The sequence below is a fragment of the Leucobacter exalbidus genome (genome assembly GCF_017834145.1).
Lineage (GTDB): Bacteria > Actinomycetota > Actinomycetes > Actinomycetales > Microbacteriaceae > Leucobacter > Leucobacter exalbidus.
On sequence record NZ_JAFIDA010000001.1, the window covers coordinates 2,147,159 to 2,163,172 of the forward strand.

Below are 16,014 nucleotides of genomic sequence, written 5' to 3' on the forward strand. Positions count from 1 at the left end.
CACCATGTCATTGAGATTACTTGGTTGCGAACAGCTGCGAGCCCCACGACCCGAGGAACGTGTACGGCGTGAAGTCGTGCACCCCGATGCCGTTGTCGAAGTAGGTGAGGCTCTGGCCCCACCACAGGGGCGCGTTGACGGTCTGATCGGCGTTCAGCTGCTCGAGCTCAAGCAGCACATCGATGCGCTCGGCCGGGTCGGTGGTCGCGCCCGACTGGGCGACGAGATCAACCGCTTCTTGGTTCTCGAAGTGGTTGGGGTTCTCAAGCCCCAGCATGTAGCTGTTCACCTCGGCGGGGTCACCGGTGGTGGAGAAGTACCACATGAAACCGAGGCCGTGTTCGCCGTCACCGATCGTGGCGAGCCATTCCTCGAGAGGTACCTCGCGCACCTTGACCGTGATGCCGATCTCCTTCAGGTTCTCGGCGAGTGACTGTGCCGCGGTGCCGAGCTGCGGGCCCGTGTTGGGGAACGTGAGCTCGGTGGTGAAGCCGTCTGCAGAGCCCGACTTCTCGAGCAGTTTCTTTGCCTGGTCGAGATCGAAGTCGTGCTGCGTAATGCCCGCGAGCAGCTTGCGTGCCTCTTCGGCGCTGTACGCCTTGCTGAGCGACTCGGGCGTCATGATGGTCGTGGCCTTCTCGCCGTAACCGCGCAGCAGCTTGTCGACAATCGCGTCGCGGTCAACCGCGCTGGCGATAGCGGCGCGCACATCGGGGTCATCAAACGGTGCAACGTTCTGATCGAACATCAGGCCGACGTATGACAGGTCGTTGACGGCCTCGACGCGACCGTCGCCAATCTTCTTCCACTGCTCGGCCTGGTTGAGGGGCACGTTGAACGCAATGTCGATGTCACCCTTCTGGGCGGCCAGCAGGCGGGTGTTCTCGTCGGGAATGAAGTCAACGCGAATCTGCTTCACCTTGGGCAGTTCGCCCCACCAGGTGTCGACGCGCTCGAGGGTGACGTGCGAGTTCGGCTGGAACTCGGTGACCTCGTAGGGGCCGGTGCCCATCAGCAGGGACTGGCTGGTGCCGACCTTGCCGTCGTTGTCTTCCCAGAACTTCTGCTGGGTGACGGTCAACGCGCCCACGTTTGAGAGCGCAGTGAGGAACGAAGCATCGGGTGCCGTCGTAGTGACGGTGACCTCATGGTCGCCGGTCTTCTTCACCGAGTCAAGTGACATCAGGTAGTACGCCGTGTTGGGCGAGGTCTCGGGGTTGGCGGCCTGCTCGAGGCTGAACACCACGTCCTCGGGGGTGACCAGGTCACCGTTCTGGAAGGTGGCGTCGTCGCGCAGCGTGAAGACGTAGGTCGTGTCGTCGGGAGTCTCCCACTCGGAAGCGATGGCGGGGCCGAACTGGCCATCGGCGCCAATGCCGACGAGACCCTCCTGCACGGTGGCAGCGAGGTAGTAGTTCAAGATACCGGCCTCTTGGCCGATGTAAAGGTTGGCGAGTGAGCCGGGGAAGGCGACGGTGATCGAGTCGACCTCCTGGCCGCTATCCACGAGCTCTGTGGTGGGGGCTGCAGAGCCGCCGCCCGAGCACGCGCTCAGCACGAGAGCAGCAGCTGCGGCCACGGCCGCCAAGATCGCGCGGCGTGGGCGCCGGGCAGTAGTGGAGTGACGCATAGACAAGCTCCTTCATCGGACGAAATGGAATGCACCAATGGCTTAGATTATCGCGAGATAGCGGCTCGTGGAGCGAAACATACAGAATGTGACAATGGGCGTGACATTGCGCGTGAAAAGCACTCATGTTTTGTGTCATACGGGGCCCGGCTACACCGTCAGTACCAGCGGGTAGGCTGGCCCCATGATCGGCGAAAACCTCCTGGCCCCAGAGCCCACCCTGCTTGGCGAAGACACGGCGTTCGCGGCGCTCGCCGCCGGCGGCGACCCCGAGACCATCGTGCGCGCGCACCCCGAGTCACCGCTCGCATGGGCGACCCTCGCAGACGCTGCCAGCGCCGAAGGCCGCGAGATTGAGGCGTATGCCTTTGCCCGCGTCGGCTACCACCGCGGGCTCGATGCGCTGCGGCGCGCAGGCTGGCGCGGAACAGGCCCCGTGCCCTGGTCGCACGAACCCAACCGCGGCGTACTGAACGCGCTCTACGCGCTGCGCCGGGGCGCCATCGCCATCGGCGAGACGAGTGAAATCGATCGCCTCACCGAGTTTTTGAACGGCGCTGATCCGGCCGCGATTGCCGCGATCGAGGCTGCGTAAGCGATGAAACAGCCGTTCTTGCCCGACGCATCGGGGAAGAACGGGAGCGCACCCAGTCGATCGTCGGTAGACTGGACGAGTAAGTGCCGTGTCCGCAAAGGAAGGGGCTGAAATGCCCGCAGTTCTCATCACCGGTGCCCAGTGGGGCGACGAAGGCAAGGGTCGCGCGACTGACCTGCTCGGTAGTCGAGTTGATTATGTCGTGAAGTTCAACGGCGGTAACAACGCCGGCCACACCGTCGTCGTTGGCGAAGAGAAGTATGCGCTGCATCTGCTCCCCTCCGGCATTCTGACCCCCGGCGTCACCCCGGTCATCTCGAACGGTGTCGTTGTCGACCTGGAGGTGCTGAAGGGCGAGCTCGAAGCCCTCGGCGGCCGCGGCGTCGACGTATCGCGCCTGAAGGTCAGCGCCAATGCGCACGTCATCACGGCGTACCACCGCACGCTTGACAAGGTCAACGAACGCTTCCTTGGCAAGCGTCAGATCGGTACCACCGGCCGCGGCATTGGCCCGGCATACGCCGACAAGATCAACCGCGTCGGTATTCGCATTCAAGACATCTTCGACGAGGGAATCCTGCGTCAGAAGGTTGAAGCGGCACTCGAGTTCAAGAACCAGGTGCTCGTTAAGATCTACAACCGTCGCGCCATCTCGGCTGACGAGGTTGTTGAAGACCTGCTGAGCTACCGCGAGATGCTCGAGCCCATGGTCTGCGACACCGGTCTGCTGCTGCACAACGCAATGGAAGACGACAAGACCATTCTCTTCGAGGCCGGTCAGGCCACGATGCTCGACATCGATCACGGCACGTACCCGTTCGTGACCTCGTCGAATGCGACCGCTGGCGGCGCAAGCACCGGATCAGGTCTGCCCCCGCACGCACTCACCCGCGTGATCTCGGTGATCAAGGCCTACACGACTCGCGTCGGCGCCGGCCCGTTCCCCACCGAGCTCTTTGACGAGTCGGGCGACTACCTGCGCAAGCAGGGCTTCGAATTCGGCACCACCACGGGCCGCCCGCGCCGCTGTGGCTGGTACGACGCCCCGATGGCTCGCTTCGCCGCGCGCATCAACGGTGTCACTGACTTCGTGCTCACGAAGCTCGACGTGCTCTCGGGCCTCGAGACGATCCCCGTCTGCGTCGCCTACGACGTCAACGGTGAGCGCCACGACGAAATGCCCGTCAACCAGAGCGATTACCACCACGCGACTCCGATTTACGAAGAGTTCCCCGGCTGGAGCGAAGACATCTCGGGTGCGCGCAAGTTCGAGGATCTGCCGAAGAACGCCCAGGACTACATCGTGGCACTCGAGAAGATGAGCGGTTCGCGCATCTCTGCCGTGGGTGTGGGCCCCGAGCGCGAGCAGGTTGTCGTTCTGCACGATCTGCTGGGCTAACGCGCATGGCTGACGTGACTCCCGAGCAGCGCCTCGGTCGCCTGCGATCCAGCATCGACAACATCGATGCTGCGCTCGTGCACATGCTTGCTGAGCGGTTTCGCTGCACGCAAGAGGTCGGAATCTTGAAGGCCGAGCACGAGATGCCCGCCTCTGATCCGGCGCGCGAATCACGTCAGATCGCCAGGCTGCGCAGCCTCGCTGAGGACGCGAATCTTGACCCCGAATTCGCTGAAAAGTGGTTCAACTTTGTGGTTGCTGAAGTGATTCATCACCACACCGAGATCGCGGCAGAGCGCTAAACGAGCGTTCACCGCAGCTGTTGCACAGGCCGAGGGCCGTCACCCATCTGGGTGGCGGCCCTCGGTCGTAAGTGGGGTGCTGCGATCTTGATCCGGATCCCAGCTCGCAAAAACCCGCTTAGCGCGCGTGCTTTGCGGCCGCGATGGCGTCGAGGAGGCGAGCCCGAATCGCGTTGCCGCGCTCGGCAAAGCCCCGCTGCAGGCGCGCGTATTCCCGCTTCCCATCAGCATTTTCGATCGTGATGGGGGTGAGGGGTGCGCCGTCGGCGCCGTCGTATCCGGTGACGTCATAGGGAGACGCGCGCATGTCGACCTCGCGAATATCGCGGGCGAACACGAACGCGTCGAGCAGCACCTCGCCCGGCACGATCGGGCCCAGCTTCGCCGCCCACTTATAGAGATCCATGCCGGCGTGCAGGCAGCCAGCCTGCTCAGTGTCTTGCTGCGTGTCGCGGCTCAGCGGCAGCGTGTTCAGCGGCGCCGCATCGGGGGTGAAGAACCGAAACGCGTCGAAGTGCGTGCACCCGATCGTGTGCGTCTCGACGACCTCGTTGGTGGCCTCCTGCCCAATGCGCAGGGGCAGTGAGGTGTGCCGCAGCTGCTCGGGGGTCATGCGGTACACCATGGCCCACTCGTGCAGCCCAAAGCAGCCGTACCTGGGGGTGTGCGCGAGCGTCGCGGTGAGCAGCTCCTCGATGAAATTCACGGTGGCCTCGCGGCGGGCAAAATACGCCTCGATATCAACGATCGCGGCGGGGGAGCCATTGGGCGAAGCGACCTGGCCGTAGTACTTCCAAGCCGCGCGCTCTTCGGCCGCGCCTTCGAGTGCGACACCAGCCCCGGGATGCCACTTGTGCAGCTCGTTCGGCTTCACCGAATAGTAGGTCCAGAGGAAATCCTCGATGGGGTGCGTCTCGCCGCGCTGCTTGCGCGCGCGATGCGCATCGGTGAGCGCGTGGCTGCGCAGTGCGTGGGCCGCGGCGGCCTCGCGCCAGGTTGAAGAATCAATTGCGTGCACCACGAGAGTGTACCCCCGCCCGCGGTGTGCGTTGCCGCAGAGCGGGCCGCAAGGCGTTTACGATCCGGGCCCAGCCCACCGATCTGAGCCCGCCAGGGGCTTAGCCCAGTTCGTCCTCGGGCTCCATGCCCATGCCGCCATCTTGATCGCGCCCGCGCAGCCGATCGATGTCGCGACGCTCGCGCTTCGTGGGCCGCCCTGCGCCACGATCGCGAATAATATCGGCGGGCCGTTCTTCGCGCGGCGGGGTGGGCGGAGTGTGATCCTCGAAGTGCTTCGCAGCTTCGGTCGCACTGCCGCGGCGCGTGGGCAGCCCGGTGACCTTATAGATACGGTCGAATCCGTGTTGGCGCACGCGCACCTCGTCGCCGAGCTTGACGGCCTGCGAGGCCTTCGCGGTGTTGCCGTTGACGCGCACGTGGCCCGCGCGGCACGCGGTAGTCGCCTGGCTGCGGGTTTTTGCCAGCCGCACACCCCATACCCAACTATCTACGCGCACGCTCATGCCCCGATCGTAGCGCGAGATGCTGCCAGGCGGTGGCGGGAGGGCGCGCGCGAACTGCGAGAATGGGCAGATGACCGATCGCACGCAGTACGAAACGATCTCGGGCCGCACCGAAACCGAGATTGAGATCTCGCGCTCGCGATTTTTGACCCGGATCGAGCGCATCAGCGACGAAACCGCCGCGCGCGAGGTGATCGCCGAGGTGCGTGCCGAACACCCGCGTGCGCGGCACCACTGCACCGCCTTCGTGATCGGGCCCGATGGGCGGGTGCAGCGCTCGAGTGACGATGGCGAGCCGAGCGGCACCGCGGGGGCGCCGATGCTTGACGCGCTTGTATCGGCGGGGCTCAGTGACGTGGTCGCGGTGGTCACGCGGTACTTCGGGGGCGTGCTGCTGGGCGCGGGCGGGCTGACCCGCGCGTATCGTGCCTCGGTGGCCGAGGCCGTGCTGGCCGCCACGCGAGTGCCACGCGGGCTGCGATACCCCACCGTGGTGACGTCGGCGTACGATGTGGCGGCGCAGATTGAAGCCGAAGCGCGCAGGCGGGGCTTTGCGGTGGGGGAGGCCGCGTACTCCGACCGGGTAGCGCAAGAGTTTCTGGTGTCGGCAGATGAGCAGGCGGCGCTGACTGCGCTGGCGGCCGAACTCAGTGCGGGGAGCGCCGAGCTTGCGGTGAGCGAGCCGCGATACATCGACCTCGCGTAGTTCGGCGGTGCTTCGTGGGGCGCGATGTCAGCGGCGCACGGTACCCTTTCGGCATGGAGTTCTGGGCAGATATCGTCGGTCAGCAGGTCGCCGCACAGACCCTTGAACGGGCATCAGCGCCGGGGGGTTCTCCCTCGCACGCGTGGCTGATCACCGGCCCGCCCGGCTCGGGTCGTTCGAACATCGCATACCGGTTTGCGGCAGCGCTCATCGCGCGCACCCCGGCAGACCGCGAGCGCGTGTACGACCAGGTAGTTGCGCGCACGCACCCCGATCTGGGGGTGCTCACCACGCAGACCGCGATCATCAAGATCGATGCGGCTCGTGAGGTGGTCGCGAGCTCCTATTACGCCCCAGCAGAGGGGCGCTACCGGGTGTTTGTGATCGAAGACGCCGACCGCATGACCGAGCACACTTCGAACGTGCTGCTGAAGGCGCTCGAAGAGCCGCCCGAGCGCACCGTGTGGGTATTGTGTGCCCCGAGTGAGGCCGATCTGCTGCCCACAATTCGGTCGCGCACGAGATCGCTGCGGCTCGTCACGCCAGCCGTGGCCGAGATCGCTGCGCTGCTGCACGAGCGCGAGGGCATTGACCTCGCCGTGGCCGAGCGGGCGGCACGCCTTGCGCAGAGCCACATTGGTATGGCGCGCAGCCTCGCGCGCGATCCCGAAGCGTTGGAGCGCCGTGAGCGCGTGATCCGGTCTGCGCTCAGCGTCGAAACGCTGGGCGACGCGATGGCCACCGCGGCGCGGCTCATGAAGGTCGCCGAGGCCGATGCGGCCGCGGCCACCGAGCGCCGCGAGGTGCGCGAGCGCGAAGAAGCGATGCGCAGTTTGGGGCTCGCCCCGGGCGCCGCGATTCCGCCGCAGATGCGTTCGCAGATGCGCGCGCTCGAAGACGACCAGAAGCAGCGTGCCAAGCGTGGCGTGCGTGACGGGGTCGACCGTATTCTGACCGATGTGCTGTCGCTCTACCGTGACGTTGCGATGGTTGCGCTGATGCCCGAAGCCGAACTCGTGAACGCCGAGCACGCACGCCGCATCGGCGAGCTTGCTGAGCTGTGGCGCGGCGGGGGCGCACTGGCCGCCGTTGACGCGGTCGAAACGGCGCGCGATCGGCTGCGCAGGCAAATCACGCCGGGGCTGGTGCTTGAGGCGCTGTTCGCTGGTGTCGTGAACGCGGGGAGCGAGCGGTGAGTGACATGCGTGGCGAGATCCGGAATCAAACGCGCGAGCAGGTACGCCCGCAGCGCCGCAAGGCCGGGTGGGCCGTGGTTGCCGCCGTGGCGGCCGCAGCCCTCGCACTGAGCGGCTGCTCGGCATTGAGTGCCCTCGTGCCCGGCAACGGTTCGGCCGAGGTGCAGTCGAACGGGGGTGCCCCGCAAGAGCTCCCTGAAAAGCCCGCGGGGTCGGTCGTCGGCATGGGCGAGCAATCCCCCAACTGGCGTGACTGCGCTGAAGGGCTGCAGTGCGCTGACGTGTACGCGCCGCTGAACTGGGGCGACCCAGCAGGCGAGCTCATCACGTTGCGCATCGTGAAGCACGAGGCCACCGGAAGTGACCCGATCGGCACGCTCTTTGTAAACCCGGGCGGCCCCGGCGCCTCAGGCGTCGATTACGTGACGAACGCGTTGGATTATGCGATTCCGAGTGAGGTGCAGCGCGAGTACGACGTGATTGGGTGGGATCCGCGAGGGGTGGGATCGTCCTCTCCGATTACCTGCCTCGATGCTGCGGGCATGGATGAGTACCTGTTTGGGCTGGGCGATGGCGAGAATCTCGAGCCGGGCAGCGCAGACTGGATCACCGAGGTGCGCGCAGAATCGCGCCAGTTTGGTGCCGACTGCCAAAACTCAACGGGTGACCTGCTCGGCCACGTGTCCACCGACGACACCGTGCAAGACCTCGACATGCTGCGTGCGATCGTAGGCGACGAGCAGCTCAACTACCTGGGCTTCTCATACGGCACCTACATCGGGGCGCGGTACGCCGACGCCTACCCCCAAAACGTTGGCCGGCTCGTGCTCGACGGGGCCATGGACCCGGCATCGACCATGAGCGACGTGGTGCGCGAACAAACCCGCGGGTTCGAGCTCGCACTGCGCGCCTACGTCACGAACTGCCTCACCCAATCAGACTGCCCGCTGAGCGGCACGGTTGATGAGGCGATGCAGCAAATCTCGGTGCTGCTCGACGAAGCAGACACCCAACCGCTGCAGGGCAAAGACGGCCGGTGGTTGAGCGCCAACACGCTGCTCACCGCCATCATCACGCCGCTGTACGCCGAGAGCAACTGGGGCATGCTCGACCAGCTGTTTGCGGCGGTGCTGCAGGGCAACCCCGAGGTGGGGTTGGCGCTCGCCGACCTGTATTACGACCGCGAAGGCGGCGCCTACCTCTCGAACTCAACCGAGGCGTTCTCGGCCATCAACTGCCTCGATTACCCCGAGCGCGCAGTCGATGTGCAGCAGATGCGGGCCGAGGCCGCGCAGCTCACCGAGATTGCGCCCACCATCGGTCGTTTCCAGGGCTATGGGGCGCTGTCGTGCGCCGAGTGGCCCGTCGATTCGAGTTCTGACCGCGGGCCAGTGACCGCAACCGGCGCGGCCCCCATTTTGGTGGTCGGCACCACCGGTGACCCCGCCACCCCGTACCGCTGGGCGGAGTCGCTCGCCGAGCAGCTCGACAGCGGCGTGCTGCTCACTTACGAGGGTGAGGGACACACCGCCTACGGCGAAAGTAACTGCATTGATGAAGTGATTAATGCCTATCTGCTCACCGGCGAAGCCCCCGCCAAACCGGTCACCTGCAGCAGGTAAACGCCGGGTGACACGCGAGGGCGTCGCGCGTGAGTCGTGAGGGAGTGCAATCGCGTGCTATCGTGTTCCCTGGTATGCGAGAGATTGCAGACCACGCCGCCTTAGCTCAGTTGGTAGAGCGATTCACTCGTAATGAATAGGTCGCCAGTTCGATTCTGGCAGGCGGCTCGACTCGGCCCCCACCTCCTCGGTGGGGGCCGTTCCTGTTTCTAGCCACTCGACCGGCACGCCGGTAGCCTCCGACCATGCACGCAGGTACAACCCGCGCGGTGCGCGCTTGCCCTGCTCGTAGTTGGTTATCGAAGTACGCGAGATTCCCGACCGCTCGGCGAATTCGATCTGATCCAAGCCCGTTGTCTCGCGAGCTTTGCGAAGCCGATCCGCGAGCGTCCACTCGGGGATCATCGTTGCCATAGGCGCTAGTAGTGTCATGTGACACATTCTAGCAAACGTGAGCAAAAGATCACAGGGCGGCGTGTCAATCGGCATATATTGCAATCGTTTGCCAATGTGGTCATATGACCACACCCGCACTAATCACCACGAGGCAGCTTGCCGAGCGCCGAGGCTGCACTCGTCAGCATATTGCCCGCCTCGTGCGCGAAGGCAAACTCACCCCCGTAACGACACTCGACAACGGCGCGCACCTGTTCACCGAGGATCAGGGCGAGGTCACCAAGTGAGCATCGACGCCAGTGCAATCGTGTGGGCACACTCCGAGGCCACCGGCTCCGAACTCCTCGTGCTCCTCGCAATCGCTGACCACGAGGGCGACGGCGGCGCATGGCCCGCAATGGAGACCCTCGCACGCCGAGGCCGCGTCACCCGAGACGCCGCCCGCAAGATCGTTCGCCGCCTCGAACTACGCGGCGAGATCACCACCGACCTGAACGGCGGCGGCGGCTTACGCACGGCAGCACACATGCGCACGAACCGCTACGAAGTCAACCTGAAATGCCCCGAATGGTGCGACCGAACAGCCCGTCACCGTGACCTCAGAGAGGTCAAAGCAGACCCCCCAGCCGCAGGAACTGCCCCCAGCCGGTCGGCTGGGAGCCCCCCAGCCGCAGGAACTGCCGAACCATCCATTAACCACCCTAATAAACAAACACCTAGTAGCTCTGAGGTTATGGCGCAGCCAGAACTCGAAATTGATTCAAATCAGAGTGGTGAAAATTACAGCGAATGGTCGCCCGCAGATCAGCTCGCCAAAGCTCGACGCCGCATGGTCGAGGCCCGCGACCCGAAGCCCAAGACATCACACACTCGCCCCGGCTTCACCGTGCCGCCCGCGCCGCATGTGCCACGCTTCGACTCCCGCAGCCTCGCACCAGCCCCCGAGCACGTCAGCCCCGAGCAGCAGGCCGCCAACGGAGCAGCTGCGCAGCTCCGATGCCCGGCTCAGGGCGGCAAGTACCGGCACCTAATCCCACCGGCCACCGGTACGCACTGCGCACGCTGCAACGCCGCAGCTCACGACATCATCAACAGCCAGGAGGCCCACGCATGACCACCAAGATCCGCGCCAACGTCACCAAGATAAACGGCTGGTGGCTCACTCTGGCATACGTGACAGGTGAAAACCTCGTGCCCTCACAACACGCCTGGTCTAAATCTCACCCCGAGGCCATGCAAGCAGCACACATGCTCATATCCGACTTCAACGCCCGACTCATGGACGCCGTCAATGAGAGCCGCGCACGACGACGCAAGGAGTTCACAGCATGAAGCGACGCCCCGCCAACGGCACCCAAGCCCGCATCCTCACCGAACTCGCGAAACGGCTAGACACCTACGACGATCCCGCCGCTCGCGCTCGCGCCGCCGGCATCCGAGGCAGGCTCCCCGACATCCGCCTCATGTCACACAAAGCCGCCCGGCAGATGGCCGTCGATGCAGCGATGCACCTGCAGGAACTCGAAGAGGACAACTAATGGAACTCATGGCATCGACCGGGCTCGGCTCGTGCATCGTGCTCGCGATCATCACCGGCTACATCTTCGCGCTCATCGGCAAGGGCGACACCAAGTGAGCCGACACCACCGGGCGCAGAAGTGGAGCACGCACTCGCCCAAGCTCCGCAAGCTGATCGAGCCGCAGCTACCGCTGCCGTGCGTCGAGTGCCGTCGCCCGGTCATGCCCGGCGCGAAGTTCGATGTCGCGCACATCCAGGGCGCAGAGCACGGCGGCGCGCCTGCGCTCGGCAACGTCGGCCCGGCTCACCCTCAGTGCAACCGCAGCGCGGGCGGCAAGCGCGGTGCACAGATCACAAACCAAGGTCGTCGCGCGGCGACCAACCGAAGCAAAGGCATTCGCAATTGGTGACCGAAACCGAAACGCAAACACAAATTCCGCGCGCATTCTTTGAGATGTGGCCGGAACCTTCGCCTGGGGGCAGCACGACTTTTCTCCCCCCACTCCTAAAAATTTGGGAGAAGAACAGAGCGCGCGGAATCACCCCGAGGTGGCACGGAAAGCTAGACAATACGCCCGAGTTGAGGGCAGAGTTCCTACTCGGCGCATCACTCATGGGGTACGAGCTCGTCGACCTCAGCGACACCGCCTACATTGACGAGCTCGCGCTCATGGATCCGCCGCGCATGCCGCTGCAGCCGCAGCAACTCCTCGTCGCTGACGCGATCAATGCCGGCACGAAGCGCAACGCGATCGAGATGCCGCGCCGCTCGTCGAAGTCGACGACACTGTTCATGCTCCTCCTCGGCCGGTGCGCATCACGCCCCGGCTACCGGGTGACGTTCTCCGCGCAGACCGGCACCGCCGGCACCGAGATGTTCGAGGAGTGGGTGAAAGACGGCCTCGACTACGTGCAGCCGCCCGCCGACGCTGACCTCGCGCCCTGGATGCGTGGCCCGCGCGCGCTGCACACCAAAGCCGAGTCTCGGCAGATCGCCCTGTTCGGTGAAGTACTCGGCCCGGTCGACCTCGACGAGGGGCCGCGTAGCCTGAACAGCTCGGGACGCACGTTCACGACGCGCGTGGGGAACTCGCGCCCCGGTATCCGCTTCGACAACCACAGCACGTTTCGTATCCTCAAGCCCGAGGCTGGCGCATACCGAGGCAAAGCGGCCGACGTGTCGTGGCTCGACGAAGCCCAAGAGATTGACCCCTCCGAGGGGAACTCGATTATCGCCGGTGTGCTCCCACTCCAGGACACCCGCCCCGGCGCCCAGATCATCGTGTCCGGCACCGCCGGTGAAGCCAAGGCCGGCCCTTTCTGGCTGTTCCTCGAACGCCTCCGCAAGGGGGACCCCGCACTCGGCGGCGTCGACTTCGCCGCCCCCGTCACGACCGACTGGGACGAGATCGAAGACGAAGCCCAAGCGATGGCCCTCGTCAAGGCCAACCACCCCGGCGTGGACACCCTCACCACGATGGACGTCATGCGCGACAACTACCGCGACCCGACGATGGGCAAGCCCCAGTGGGCGCGCGAGTACCTCTCGATGTGGCCAGACGTCGGCCAGCTCTCAGTGATCACCGCCGCCGACTGGGACGCCACCGCGCTCGAACAGTGGCCAGACCGCCCCAAGCGTGTCGCGTTCGGCATGGACATCAAACCGGGCGGCGGCGCGGTCGCCGCGATCTGCGCAGCATGGCGCGACCGCGACGGCCTCGCATACATCGAGGTCGTCGACCATCAGCCCGGCACCGCATGGCTCGTGCCCAGAATGCAGTACCTCACCCGTGAGCGATACCGCGGCAGCTCGGTCGCGTTCGACAAGATCAGCGAGGGCGAAGCGACCTACGTCGCAAGCCGGTACGCGCACCCGCGCGCCAAACTCCAGATCCAGACGTGGAGCGAGACCGCGGCAGGATGCGTCACGTTTATGCGCGAGCTCGAAGCCGGAACGCTACGCCACTACGCCGCGCAAGGCGCGCTGAACGGGGCCGTCATGATCGCGAAGAAACGCGAGATCCGCGGCAACGACCGCGGCGTGTGGATCTTCACCGCCGAGCAGCAGCAGGACGTCACGACGCTCCTCGCCGCGGTGCGCGCCCTGCGCAACTGGGACCAACATTACGCCCGCCCCGAGGCGGCAGAGCAGACAGGAATCATCAGCGCATGACCGGTATCGAGTTCGACGAATCAACCAACAACGTGCTCCTCGTCTGCCACGACTGCCACGGCACATGGCGGGCGTTCGCCTGGGACATGGACGACGCAGAGACACGCGCCGCCGCGCACGAGGAGCGCTGCCACAAGGAGTCGCGCATCGTTCGCGACCGGCTCATAGCGCGACGCGCCCAACGCAAGAAACGACGCATAGTGGCCTAATGTCAAGGGGCCGGGTGTCTGGTTGTTCTTATGGCACTTCGGGATCTCTTTAAGCGACGCGGCGGCACTGGCACCCCGGTACTCAACACACCGGGCGTCGGTGTCGCCGTGTCTGGCATTGCGTCGCCGTGGTCAGACGCGCAGCTCTCGGGCCTCGTCTGGTCTGACATCTTCGGCGAAGAACATCGGCCCGTCACGCGCGCCGATGCGCTCCGCGTGCCCTCAGTCGCTGCCGCCCGTAACCGCGTCATCGAGAAGCTCGCAGGCCGCCCCCTCGTCGACTACACGGCGACCGGTCGCACAGCCTCGCAGCCGTTGTGGATCGAGCGCACCGACAACACCCTCGCAGTGTCGCCGTGGCACCGCATGGCCGCGACCCTCGACGACCTCATGTTCTACGGCTGGTCGCTCTGGGCAGTGCAGCGCGCAAGCGACGGCAACGTCACCCAGGCACTCCACATCCCATTTGAGCGATGGAGCGCCGAGGCCGACGGCACGATTTTGTTCGACGGCGAAGAGGCACCCGCAGATCAGGTCGTGCTTATCCCCGGCCCTCACGAGGGAATCTTGACCTGCGCAGCTGACACGATCCGCGCGGGCCTCGACCTCGAACGCGCATGGCGCTCGCGAGCCCGCAACCCGGCCCCGAACATCATCCTCGAAGAACGCGAGGACAACGGCATGACCGTCGAAGAAGCTACCCCATACGTCAAAGCCGTAGCAGCCGCGCGACGTAACCCCGACGGCGCGGTCATGTTTACCCCCTACAAGATCAACGCCCGCATCGAGGGCAACAGCGGCGAGAGCTTCCTCGAATCAGCGCGTAACGCGATCCGCATCGACGTCGCCGCCTATTTTGATCTGACCGCGCAGTCAATCGAAGCGTCAAAGGCTCAGAGCACGCTCACCTACGAGACCGCCGAGACCGCCGAAGCACAGGCCACCGACCGCATGGCGTTCTGGTCTGAGCCCATCGAACACCGGCTCTCACTCGACGACGTAGTGCCACGCGGCCACCGTATCCGCTTCAACTTCCACGCAGCAGACAATGCCCTCACCGGCACCCCAACGGAGGACTAACCCCATGCAAATCACATTCGAGGCAAACACCCTCACCGCAAACGAGGACGACCGCATCATTAGCGGCGTGCTCGTCCCGTACGGTGAACAAGGCAAGAGCAACCTCGGTGCATTCAGTGTGCCGCGCGGCGCGTTCGAGATCCCCACCGACCCCTCGCAGATGGGCGTCAACGTCGAGCACGCCCGCGAGGCCGCATTCGGTCACGGCGTCACGATCACCGACAGCCCCCGCGGCGTCATGTTCGCCGCCCGCGCCGCCGAGACGCCCGAGGGTGACCAAGCCCTTGCCGACGCCCGCAGCGGCAAGCGAACTCACTGGTCAGTCGAAGCCGCGAACGTCGTAGTTAAAGCAGGACAGGCCGTAGCAGGCCGGATCTTCGGCGCTGCACTCGTCGCGAAACCCGCGTTCCCGAGCGCCACCCTCATGGCCGCGTTCGAGGACGACGACCTCACCGAGATCACCACCGAGGACACCGACGCCGAACCAGTCGAGGGCGAGCCCCAGGAGACCACCGAGACCCACGTCGACGAATACGTCGACGAGGACGGGAACACCGTGACCGAGACCCGCACGACCACGACCGTGGTCGACGGGAACACGACCACGATCACGACCGAAACCGAAATTACCGAGACCCCCACCGAGACCCCCGACCCCGCCCAGGAGGACAACATCGTGAGTACCCTCACCGCATCAGCACGCCGCGGATCCACCCGCCCCAACCGCAAGCCCGCGACCGAGCCCGATAGCCTCGGCCTGACCGCGCTCTGCTCGCTCATCTCCGACGCAGCCACGTCGCAGAACCACGGCACCCTCATGGCCGCGCTCACCGATATTCCGTTCACCGGCACGACGGGCAAGGCGCTCGGCGAAAAGACGAGCGTGCCCGAGTTTCTCGGCCAGCTATGGAATGGCTCGCCGAACCCGCGCCGCGTTATCCCGTTGCTCTCAAACGGCACACTGAACAGTATCAAGGCCAAGGGCTGGCGCTTCACCACCGAGCCCGACGTGACGGAATGGGCCGGTAACAAGACGGCAGTGCCCTCGGGCACCGTCGAGGTCGAAGAAGTTACCTACGACTTCCAGCGATTCGCGGGCGCGTGGGACATTGCACGCGAGTACATCGACTTCGGTGAGACCGAGGTTATCGAGCAGTTCCTGCTCAAGGCCACCGAGAACTACAAGAAGAACACCGACACGTGGGCGCTCACCAAGCTCAAGGAGTTCGCCACGGTCGCCGAGGTGGGCACGCTGCCCGCCGAAGTGCCCGAGGTCGTCGGCAAGCTCGTGCGCGGTGCGCTTCGCGTCATCACCGCCGACGCGCTGCCGACCTACGCGCTCATCGCACCCGACCTATACGAACAGCTCCTCTTCACGAAGAAAGACGACGTACTCGCCTACCTCGAAATGAGTCTCGGGCTCTCAGAGGGCACGGTCGACAACTTCGCACTCGTGCCCGAGAAGCGCCTCGCCGCGGGCGAGGTACTCGTCGGAGCGAAGCAGGCCGCATGGTTCGACGAGCTCGGCGGCTCGCCGATCCGCGTCAACGCCCTCGACATCGCCAAGGGCGGCATCGACGAGGCCCTGTTCGGTTACGGCCGCTTCCGCGGCGAGTACGCCGACGCCGTGCAGCTCGTCACGAGCGCAGCGGTCGGAGGCTAAC

19 protein-coding genes and 1 tRNA gene are annotated in these 16,014 nt (G+C 65.4%); 16 read left to right on the forward strand and 4 right to left on the reverse strand.

Annotation, left to right across the window (positions count from 1 at the left end; all coding sequences use genetic code 11):
- Positions 1-16: 16 nt before the first annotated feature.
- A complete protein-coding gene (locus tag JOF28_RS09730; protein ID WP_209705577.1) occupies positions 17-1,630 on the reverse strand; it encodes an ABC transporter substrate-binding protein in 1,614 nt (537 codons plus the stop codon).
- Positions 1,631-1,814: 184 nt separating this feature from the next.
- Between JOF28_RS09730 and JOF28_RS09735 the strand changes: the two genes are divergently transcribed.
- The 3 genes from JOF28_RS09735 to JOF28_RS09745 all read left to right on the forward strand — a co-directional run bounded on the left by JOF28_RS09735 (position 1,815) and on the right by JOF28_RS09745 (position 3,926).
- Positions 1,815-2,225 (forward strand): DUF3151 domain-containing protein, encoded by a 411-nt coding sequence (locus tag JOF28_RS09735; protein WP_209705578.1) that lies wholly within the window; start codon positions 1,815-1,817, stop codon positions 2,223-2,225.
- A 112-nt stretch (positions 2,226-2,337) separates the two neighbouring features.
- Entirely contained in the window at positions 2,338-3,624 is a 1,287-nt protein-coding gene (locus tag JOF28_RS09740; RefSeq protein WP_209705579.1) for an adenylosuccinate synthase, read from the forward strand.
- A gap of 5 nt (positions 3,625-3,629) precedes the next feature.
- Positions 3,630-3,926, forward strand: a complete 297-nt coding sequence (locus JOF28_RS09745; protein ID WP_209705580.1) for a chorismate mutase — start codon at positions 3,630-3,632, stop codon at positions 3,924-3,926.
- A gap of 118 nt (positions 3,927-4,044) precedes the next feature.
- Here JOF28_RS09745 and JOF28_RS09750 read toward each other — a convergent pair whose 3' ends face one another.
- Both JOF28_RS09750 and JOF28_RS09755 read right to left on the reverse strand, forming a co-directional pair.
- Positions 4,045-4,944 carry a 3-methyladenine DNA glycosylase gene (locus JOF28_RS09750; protein ID WP_342452141.1) on the reverse strand — a complete coding sequence of 300 codons (900 nt, stop codon included), beginning with the start codon at positions 4,942-4,944 and terminating at the stop codon, positions 4,045-4,047.
- A gap of 100 nt (positions 4,945-5,044) precedes the next feature.
- Positions 5,045-5,449, reverse strand: coding sequence for an RNA-binding S4 domain-containing protein (locus JOF28_RS09755; RefSeq protein WP_209705581.1), 405 nt, complete (start codon positions 5,447-5,449; stop codon positions 5,045-5,047).
- Positions 5,450-5,519: 70 nt separating this feature from the next.
- Between JOF28_RS09755 and JOF28_RS09760 the strand changes: the two genes are divergently transcribed.
- The 4 genes from JOF28_RS09760 to JOF28_RS09775 all read left to right on the forward strand — a co-directional run bounded on the left by JOF28_RS09760 (position 5,520) and on the right by JOF28_RS09775 (position 9,141).
- On the forward strand, positions 5,520-6,155 hold the full coding sequence (locus JOF28_RS09760) for a YigZ family protein (protein ID WP_209705582.1): 636 nt from the start codon (positions 5,520-5,522) through the stop codon (positions 6,153-6,155).
- A 53-nt stretch (positions 6,156-6,208) separates the two neighbouring features.
- Positions 6,209-7,351: a DNA polymerase III subunit delta' gene (locus JOF28_RS09765; protein WP_209705583.1), complete on the forward strand. Its 1,143-nt coding sequence runs from the start codon at positions 6,209-6,211 to the stop codon at positions 7,349-7,351.
- Between the two features lie 5 nt (positions 7,352-7,356).
- Positions 7,357-8,973, forward strand: coding sequence for an alpha/beta hydrolase (locus tag JOF28_RS09770; RefSeq protein WP_209706983.1), 1,617 nt, complete (start codon positions 7,357-7,359; stop codon positions 8,971-8,973).
- A 95-nt stretch (positions 8,974-9,068) separates the two neighbouring features.
- A tRNA-Thr gene (locus JOF28_RS09775) sits at positions 9,069-9,141 on the forward strand.
- Here the strand turns inward: JOF28_RS09775 and JOF28_RS14925 are convergent.
- Positions 9,097-9,462 carry a helix-turn-helix domain-containing protein gene (locus JOF28_RS14925; protein ID WP_209706985.1) on the reverse strand — a complete coding sequence of 122 codons (366 nt, stop codon included), beginning with the start codon at positions 9,460-9,462 and terminating at the stop codon, positions 9,097-9,099. The two genes, JOF28_RS09775 and JOF28_RS14925, sit on opposite strands and share 45 nt — an antisense overlap.
- Positions 9,463-9,491: 29 nt before the next feature.
- Here JOF28_RS14925 and JOF28_RS09785 point away from each other — a divergent pair, with 29 nt between their 5' ends.
- The 9 genes from JOF28_RS09785 to JOF28_RS09825 all read left to right on the forward strand — a co-directional run bounded on the left by JOF28_RS09785 (position 9,492) and on the right by JOF28_RS09825 (position 16,013).
- Entirely contained in the window at positions 9,492-9,656 is a 165-nt protein-coding gene (locus tag JOF28_RS09785) for a type IV toxin-antitoxin system AbiEi family antitoxin domain-containing protein (protein ID WP_209705584.1), read from the forward strand.
- Positions 9,653-10,483 (forward strand): helix-turn-helix domain-containing protein, encoded by an 831-nt coding sequence (locus tag JOF28_RS09790; protein ID WP_209705585.1) that lies wholly within the window; start codon positions 9,653-9,655, stop codon positions 10,481-10,483. Before JOF28_RS09785 ends, JOF28_RS09790 begins: the two co-directional genes overlap by 4 nt.
- Entirely contained in the window at positions 10,480-10,701 is a 222-nt protein-coding gene (locus tag JOF28_RS09795) for a hypothetical protein (protein WP_209705586.1), read from the forward strand. Before JOF28_RS09790 ends, JOF28_RS09795 begins: the two co-directional genes overlap by 4 nt.
- Entirely contained in the window at positions 10,698-10,907 is a 210-nt protein-coding gene (locus tag JOF28_RS09800; RefSeq protein ID WP_209705587.1) for a hypothetical protein, read from the forward strand. The genes JOF28_RS09795 and JOF28_RS09800 overlap by 4 nt, the downstream gene beginning before the upstream one ends.
- A 94-nt stretch (positions 10,908-11,001) precedes the next feature.
- Positions 11,002-11,298, forward strand: a complete 297-nt coding sequence (locus JOF28_RS09805; protein WP_209705588.1) for an HNH endonuclease — start codon at positions 11,002-11,004, stop codon at positions 11,296-11,298.
- A gap of 170 nt (positions 11,299-11,468) precedes the next feature.
- Positions 11,469-13,061, forward strand: coding sequence for a hypothetical protein (locus JOF28_RS09810; protein WP_209705589.1), 1,593 nt, complete (start codon positions 11,469-11,471; stop codon positions 13,059-13,061).
- Positions 13,058-13,270 (forward strand): hypothetical protein, encoded by a 213-nt coding sequence (locus JOF28_RS09815; RefSeq protein ID WP_209705590.1) that lies wholly within the window; start codon positions 13,058-13,060, stop codon positions 13,268-13,270. The genes JOF28_RS09810 and JOF28_RS09815 overlap by 4 nt, the downstream gene beginning before the upstream one ends.
- A gap of 30 nt (positions 13,271-13,300) precedes the next feature.
- The gene (locus JOF28_RS09820; protein WP_209705591.1) at positions 13,301-14,350 is read left to right on the forward strand and encodes a hypothetical protein; all 1,050 of its coding nucleotides are present in this window, start codon (positions 13,301-13,303) and stop codon (positions 14,348-14,350) included.
- 4 nt (positions 14,351-14,354) lie between these two features.
- Positions 14,355-16,013 (forward strand): phage major capsid protein, encoded by a 1,659-nt coding sequence (locus tag JOF28_RS09825; RefSeq protein WP_209705592.1) that lies wholly within the window; start codon positions 14,355-14,357, stop codon positions 16,011-16,013.
- Position 16,014: the final 1 nt, after the last annotated feature.